Here is a 7,520-nt window from a genome sequence, read left to right on the forward strand (position 1 = left end):
ACGCGTTCAACAAGAGCCACGCCGCCGCCTACGGCCTGATCTCGTACTGGACCGCGTACCTCAAGGCGAACTACAAGGCCGAGTACATGGCCGCGCTGCTCACCTCGGTGGGCGACAACAAGGACAAGTCGGCGATCTACCTGTCCGAATGTCGCAGGCTGGGTATCAAGGTGCTGCCGCCGGACGTCAACGAGTCGGCGTTGCGTTTCGCCGCGGTCGGCGACGACATCCGGTTCGGTATGGGCGCGGTGCGCAACGTCGGCGCGAACGTCGTCGACTCGATCATCAAGACGCGTGCGGAGAAGGGCAAGTACTCCTCGTTCACCGACTTCCTGGACAAGTCCGAGCTGGTGGCCTGTAACAAGCGGGTGATCGAGTCGCTGATCAAGGCCGGCGCCTTCGATTCGCTCGGCAACACGCGGCTGTCGATGGTGCAGGTCCACGAGGACGCCGTGGAAGCGGTGGTGCCGCTCAAGCGGCAGCAGGCGATGGGGCAGTTCGACCTTTTCAGCCCGGGCGCGGGTGACCCGCTCGGACCCAGCGGGGACGACGAACTGACTTCCGACGCCTCGTCTCCGCTGGCGCACCTGAAGTTCGGGGACGAGGAGTATCCGCGCAAGCAGCTGCTCGGCTACGAGCGGGAGATGCTGGGACTCTACGTCTCCGCGCACCCGCTGGACGGTGCGGAGCGCATCCTGCGCAAGCACGCGCCGAAGCCCATCGCGGCCATCCTCGCCGATCCACCGAAGGAGGGCGAGCTCATCATCTCCGGGCTGATCACCTCGCTCGACCGGCGGGTCAACAAGAAGGGCGAGCCGTGGGCGATCTGCACGGTGGAGGACCTGGACGCCTCCCTCGAGGTGCTGTTCTTCCCGAAGGCCTACGCGATGTTCTCCGCCGATCTGGCCGAGGACAACGCGGTGCTGGTCAAGGGCAGGGTCAACTGGCGCGAGGACAAGATGTCGGTCTTCGGTGGCGGTCTCGTCCCCCTCGACCTCAGTTCGGCCGAACTCGGCGAGGACGAGCCGCCCCTGATGCTGCTCGCCGCGGCGGAACGTATCGACCAGGGTGTGGTGAGCGAACTCAAGCAGACACTGCAGGCCCATCGTGGTGAGACTCCAGTACATCTCAAGCTCGTCGGCAAGCGACGGCAGACGATCTTCGCCCTGTACGACTACCCGGTCAAGGTCAGCTCGATGCTGATGGGTGAGCTCAAGGGGATCCCGGGTATCACCGCCGGAGGGTGACCGGCGTGCCGGAGAGTGCGTCTGGGAACGGTGGATCGCCAGGTCAAAGTGATCTGTCGATCGCGGACCCGAGTTCTCAAACAAGCTCAGCGGCCTACGAGCCCGACCCGCGCCGATGGCGGATCCTTGCCGTCACGCTGACGGCCGGATTCATGGGGCTGCTCGACGTCAGCATCGTGAACGTGGCCCTACCGTCCATTCAGGATGGTCTGAACGCGACCGCCGGCGGGATCCAATGGGTCGTGTCGGGCTACGCGCTGACGTTCGGCCTCGTCCTCGTCTCCGGTGGCCGGCTGGGTGATGTGCTCGGCCGCCGCCGGATGTTCCTGATCGCGTTGAGCGCGTTCGTCGTGACCAGCGCGATGGCCGGCGCCGCTCCCACCGAGACGACACTGGTGCTGGCCCGGCTCGCGCAGGGTGTCTCGGCCGGCCTGCTCACGCCGCAGAACACCGGACTGATCCAGGATCTCTTCCGAGGCCCCGAACGCGGTAAGGCATTCGGCCTGTTCGGAGCCACTGTCGGCATCTCCACCGCCATCGGCCCGGTGCTCGGCGGGGTGATCCTGGCGGCGTTCGGCGAGTCGTCGGGTTGGCGCTGGGTGTTCTTCGTGAACGTGCCGATCGGCATCCTCGCACTGGTGCTGGCCGCCCGCCTGCTGCCCTCGAATCCCCGAAAGGGACCCGTCCGCCCGGAGATCGACATCCCCGGGATGCTGCTGCTCGGCGGTGCTGTGCTCTGTGTGCTGTTGCCGCTGGTGGAATCCGAACAGGGCGGGTTGCGCACGCTGTGGGGGCTCTTCGGCGTCGCGGTGGTCCTCGGCGCACTGTTCGTCGGGTGGGAGCATCGGACGGTGCGCAGAGGCAGGCCGCCCCTGCTCGACACCCGGCTCATCACCAGTACTCCTGGGTACGCGGGCGGGGCGGCGATCGGCACGGTGTACTTCTGCGGCTTCGCCGGGATCTGGCTGGTCTTCGCCCTGTTCTTTCAGCAGGCCCTTGGCTACACGCCGCTGGAGTCGGGGCTCGCGGTGACGCCGTTCGCGCTCGGATCCGCCGTGTCCGCGGCGATCGCGGGACGACTCGTACATCATTGGGGTCACTGGCTCACGGTCGCGGGGCTCGTACTGGTCGCGCTCGGGTTGTCCGTGGTGGCGGTGCTGGCCGGGGCGGTGCCGGACGACGAGATCGGCCTGGCGACCGTGCTGCCCCTGCTGGTGGCGGGTGTCGGCGGCGGCATGGTGATCTCGCCGAACACGACCCTCACCCTTGGCGGCGTGCCGACGCGAATGGCCGGTGTCGCCGGGGGAGCGTTGCAGACCGGACAGCGAATCGGTACCGCGCTGGGGACGGTGGTGCTCGCGTCGGTTTTCCATGCGGTCACCGTGTCCTCCGGCGAGTTCACCGTCGCGCTCGCCGTGGCGATGTACTGCTCCGTGGGATTCACGGTCATCGCACTGGGGATCGCGATCGCTCAACTCTGGGCGGGACGGGGCCGGCCCACCGCTTCGCGCGCGAACGATGACCGTGAGTCACAGTTGCTGCTCCATTCGGGTGGCTAGTCACGGAAAGTAGTAGCGCTACAGAGAGCGACTATGGAAGGCTGAACCTGCCTTCGTAATGGGAAAACAGCTACCAAGAGTGGCCACTCGGCGTGGAGTCTGGGGAGCGGCTCCTGGATCGAGTTGAACCAGAGTGTTTCAGAACCCAGTGGGATGAACACGGACGGTTACGTCTCAGCGGAGCGTTATCGACGGCCGCGGGGGATCGATCGGTGACGTGCTGAGGGGTGTGACCACAGCCGCTGGTCACCGTTCGGGGGCGCCTGCCTAGGTGGGCTCGGTGTCGCCGGCGCCCGAGCCCACCTTGGTACAGCGCGGCCTCATTTTCTCGCCGTGCCAGGGGTTCGGCGGCCGGCGCTCACAGCAGCGCGGGCAGTGTCTCGCCGAGCGGACCGCGCAGTACAACCTCGGCGGCGTCGTCGTAGGGCGTCGGCGCGGCGTTGCAGACGAGCACCCGTGCGCCCGCGTTCGCGGCGAGGCCGACCAGTCCGGCCGCGGGCTGCACGGTGAGCGAACTCCCCGCGACCACCAGCACGTCGCACTCCCGCACGGCCGAAGCCGCCCTGTCGAGCAGTGCTCTGTCCAACGATTGTCCGAAGGAGACGGTGGCCGACTTGAGGATGCCTCCGCAGTCGGCGCAGGGTGGATCCGTCTCGCCCGCGCGCACTCTCGCCAGTGCCTCGCGCATGTCCCTGCGGTCCGCGCAGTCGAGGCACACGCTTTCGAACATGTTGCCGTGCAGTTCGAGTACCAGATCCGGATCGGAGCCGGCCTTCTGCTGCAGGCGGTCGATGTTCTGCGTGACGATCGCGCGCAGAATCCCCCGGCGCTCCAGTTCGGCGAGTGCGTGGTGCGCCGCGTTCGGGACGGCGGCCCAGCCAGGATGCTCGATCCTGGCCTGCCAGGTCAGCTCCCGAACCTCCCTGCTCGACACGTAGTCGCGGAAGTTGGACATGCGCTCGGCGGCGGGGTCGCGCGTCCACAGCCCGTTGGGCCCGCGAAAGTCGGGGATACCGGAGTCGGTGGAGATTCCGGCGCCGGTCATGGCCACCAGCCGCCGTGCTCCGGCCACCAGCTCCCCCGCCCGCCCTAGCTCCGCACCTGAGTCCATCCCCCGATGGTGCCTCACGGTGCGCGGGTGTGGGTGTTCCCCAATGTGGCTTTGGGGAACTCCAACGTCCCCAATGCCGCATTGGGGAACCTGAACGTCCCGAATGCCACATTGGGGAACTTCGCTCGGTTCGGCAGGTGGGCGCGAGTTTGGGCCGGCTGTGGGTTTCCTAAATCCTACCGATGGGTAACACTGGTCACACTATCTTGACTTGCCGCTGAGCGATCCGATCAGGAGGTGTGCTGTGGTGGAGCAGCCGAAGGTGACGGAGAAGGAAGCCAGAGAGGTCGCCGAGCAGGCGCGGGAGAGTGGCTGGCAGAAACCGTCGTTCGCCAAGGAGCTCTACCTCGGCCGGTTCCGGCTCGACCTGGTGCATCCCCATCCCAGGCCCGACCCGGAATCCGCAGGCAGGGCGGAGACCTTCCTGGCCCAATTGCGCGAGTACTGCGAGGGCCTCGACGGCACGGTCATCGAGCGGGAGGCCCGGATCCCGGACGAGTACGTCAAGGGACTCGCCGAACTCGGCTGTTTCGGAATCAAGATCCCGCAGGAGTACGGCGGACTCGGGCTGACCCAGGTCGCCTACAACCGGGCGCTGATGCTGGTCGGCTCGGTGCACTCGACGCTGGGTGTGCTGCTGTCCGCTCACCAGTCCATCGGTGTGCCCGAGCCGTTGAAGCTGGCTGGCACCCCGGAGCAGAAGGAGAAGTTCCTGCCTCGCTGCGCCAAGGGCGCGGTCACCGCGTTCCTGCTGACCGAACCCGACGTCGGCTCCGACCCGGCCCGTCTCGCCACCTCGGCCATACCGACCGAGGACGGTGCGGCCTATGAGCTGGACGGCGTGAAGTTGTGGACGACCAATGGTGTCGTCGCGGAACTCGTCGTGGTGATGGCCAGGGTGCCGAAGTCGGAGGGGCGCAGGGGCGGGGTCACGGCGTTCATCGTCGAGGCAGACTCGCCGGGCATCACGGTCGAGCGGCGCAACGAGTTCATGGGCCTGCGCGGTATCGAGAACGGGGTCACCAGGTTCCACAAGGTGCGCGTGCCGAAGGAGAACGTCGTCGGACGCGAGGGCGACGGGCTCAAGATCGCGCTCGCCACACTCAACACCGGACGCCTCTCGATTCCGGCGATGTGCGCGGGAGCGGGAAAGTGGTGCCTCAAGATCGCCAGGGAGTGGTCGGCGGAGCGGGTCCAGTGGGGTAGGCCGGTCGGTAAGCACGGTGCGGTGGAGAACAAGATCAGCTTCATCGCGGCGACCACCTATGCCCTGGAGAGCGTGCTCGATCTGTCCGGTCACATGAGCGACGAGGGTCGTAACGACATCCGGATCGAGGCGGCGCTGGCGAAGCTGTGGTCCAGCGAGATGTCCTGCGTCATCGCGGACGAGCTGATGCAGATCCGCGGCGGCCGTGGCTACGAGACCGCAGCGTCACTGGCGGCGCGTGGGGAGCGGGCCGCTCCGGTCGAGCAGATGGTGCGTGACCTGCGGATCAACCGCATCTTCGAGGGTTCCACCGAGATCATGCACCTGCTGATCGCCAGGGAAGCCGTGGACGCGCACCTCGCCGCGGCGGGTGACCTCGCCGACGCGGACGCCGACCTGAAGAGCAAGGCCAAGGCCGCGGCTCAGGCCAGCGGCTTCTACGCGAAGTGGTTGCCACAGCTGGTGGCGGGCAAGGGTCAGGTGCCGACGTCGTACAGCGAGTTCGGCGGTCTCGCCACGCATCTGCGCTTCGTCGAGCGCACCGCGCGAAAGCTGGCCCGCTCCACGTTCTACGGAATGGCGCGCTGGCAGGCCGGATTGGAGAAGCGCCAGGGTTTCCTGTCGCGCATCGTCGACATCGGTGCGGAGCTGTTCGCGATGTCCGCGTCCTGTGTGCGCGCGGAGATGCAGCGCTCCGAGGACGCCCAGCAGGGAGAGACGGCGTTCGAGCTCGCGGACGCGTTCTGTCAGCAGGCGCGGCTGCGGGTGGAGCATCTGTTCGAGACACTGTGGACGAACACCGACGACGTCGACCACCGGATTGCCGGGCAGACGCTCGACGGCCGTTACACCTGGCTGGAGCAGGGCGTCCTCGACCCGAGCGAGGGCACCGGCCCGTGGATCGCCGACTGGCGGGCAGGGAAGTCCGACCAGGAGAACGTGTCGCGAAGGTACCTGCCCTCAACCCGATAAGGCCACGGCGTTCCCGTCGCCTCCCCACGGGGTAGGAGCGTCTGCAAGTACCACCAAGCAAGATCGAACTCGTCGTCAACCGCTACCAAGTCGCGCCCCCGCTCAACGCACTTGGCTGTAGAAAAAGACGAAGTTGATCTTGCTTGGGCGTACTTGCAGACGCTCCAACCTGGGTGGGCTGGGAGTTGCGGCTGCCTGGGGCTAGTTGTGGGGGGCTTTGCCGGGCTCGGCGGTGTTCGTGTCGTCGGCGGCCGTCGTGGTCTCCGCTGCGGCTGCCTTCTTGCGGTTGCGCAGGATGACGACCACGGCCACCGCCACGATCACGCCCAGAACCACCCAGCTGCCCTTGCCGATCGCGCCCTCGACACGCATCGCGGCTTCGCCTGCCGCCGCGCCGATGCCGATGTGCAGGGCGGTCCACCCGGTGGCGCCGATGGCGACGGCGGGCAGGAACTTACGGAAGGCGAGTCCCGACGCGCCCGCGGCGGCCGGGATCAGCGTGCGCATCACCGGAAGGAAGATCGCCACAAGCACGGCGATCGATCCGCGCCTGCGCAGGAAGTCCGTCGCCTTGTCCCAACCGTCGGCACCGTGGCGCTGGACCATCTTGGTCTGCCGGATGCGAGGGCCGAATCGCTTGCCGAGGTAGTACCCGATTGAGTCACCTGCGATGGCGGCGAGCGTCGTGACCAGCCACATGATCAGGAACTTCGGGACCGAGGTGGCGGTGGTACCGAGAATGAACAGTCCGGTCTCACCTGGCGCGATGAACCCGAGCCCCAGCGTGCATTCGCCGAGGACCAGCAGGCCCGCCCCGGCCGTCACCCCGGCCGGAGGCAGGCCCTGTAGCCACTCGAGAAAGTCGGTTACCAACGCCACGAAGCTGTCCCCTTGATCTTCGGTTTCCTGGCCGGCCCGAACTGCCGACCTGATAACCACACGGTATCGCTGACAGTAGCCGTCACACCGTTGACTTTCGTCAGGGGTTCACCCGGACTTGCGTAGGACAAGTCCCCTACTGGCGGCTCAGCAGACTGCTGGCTTCTTGGCTGGCGGGGGTGGTGTGGTTGAGGAGGTGGGTGAGGTTGTCGGGCAGTGTCTCACCGCGGTGGTGTTTGGTTTGGGCGTAGAGCCGCCCGGCGCGGTAGGAGGACCGGACCAGCGGCCCGGCCATGACACCGGCGAACCCGATCCGCTCAGCATGCTGGGAATGCTCCACGAACTCCTCCGGCTTCACCCACCGATCCACCGGATGATGCCGCGGCGACGGCCGCAAATACTGGGTGATCGTCAAAATCTCACACCCCGCGTCGAACAGATCCCGCATCGCGTCCCCGACCTCGTCGGGCGTCTCACCCATCCCCAGGATCAGGTTCGACTTCGTCACCAACCCCGCCTCACGCGCCGCCGTCAACACCCGCAAC

6 protein-coding genes are annotated in these 7,520 nt (G+C 67.0%); 3 read left to right on the forward strand and 3 right to left on the reverse strand.

The features are described 5' to 3' along the window. Both D0C15_RS33430 and D0C15_RS33435 read left to right on the forward strand, forming a co-directional pair. On the forward strand, positions 1-1,247 hold a 1,247-nt coding region (locus tag D0C15_RS33430; RefSeq protein WP_342768625.1), incomplete at its 5' end, for a helix-hairpin-helix domain-containing protein. Between the two features lie 152 nt (positions 1,248-1,399). After that, positions 1,400-2,806, forward strand: a complete 1,407-nt coding sequence (locus D0C15_RS33435) for an MFS transporter (RefSeq protein ID WP_116052043.1) — start codon at positions 1,400-1,402, stop codon at positions 2,804-2,806. Between the two features lie 358 nt (positions 2,807-3,164). Here D0C15_RS33435 and D0C15_RS33440 read toward each other — a convergent pair whose 3' ends face one another. Then, complete coding sequence (locus D0C15_RS33440; protein ID WP_116052044.1) at positions 3,165-3,917, reverse strand: SIR2 family NAD-dependent protein deacylase; 753 nt, start codon at positions 3,915-3,917, stop codon at positions 3,165-3,167. Positions 3,918-4,161: 244 nt separating this feature from the next. On the opposite strand from D0C15_RS33440, the gene D0C15_RS33445 reads away from it, so the two are divergent. Further along, complete coding sequence (locus D0C15_RS33445; RefSeq protein ID WP_116052045.1) at positions 4,162-6,096, forward strand: acyl-CoA dehydrogenase family protein; 1,935 nt, start codon at positions 4,162-4,164, stop codon at positions 6,094-6,096. Positions 6,097-6,297: 201 nt separating this feature from the next. On the opposite strand, the gene D0C15_RS33450 is transcribed toward D0C15_RS33445, so the two are convergent. Both D0C15_RS33450 and D0C15_RS33455 read right to left on the reverse strand, forming a co-directional pair. Continuing rightward, positions 6,298-6,975, reverse strand: coding sequence for a DedA family protein (locus tag D0C15_RS33450; protein ID WP_116052046.1), 678 nt, complete (start codon positions 6,973-6,975; stop codon positions 6,298-6,300). A 136-nt stretch (positions 6,976-7,111) separates the two neighbouring features. After that, positions 7,112-7,520 (reverse strand): lipoyl synthase (locus tag D0C15_RS33455; RefSeq protein WP_483964190.1); only part of this gene is annotated, 409 nt, incomplete at its 5' end.

This window comes from Amycolatopsis palatopharyngis (assembly GCF_003385185.1).
Lineage (GTDB): Bacteria > Actinomycetota > Actinomycetes > Mycobacteriales > Pseudonocardiaceae > Amycolatopsis > Amycolatopsis palatopharyngis.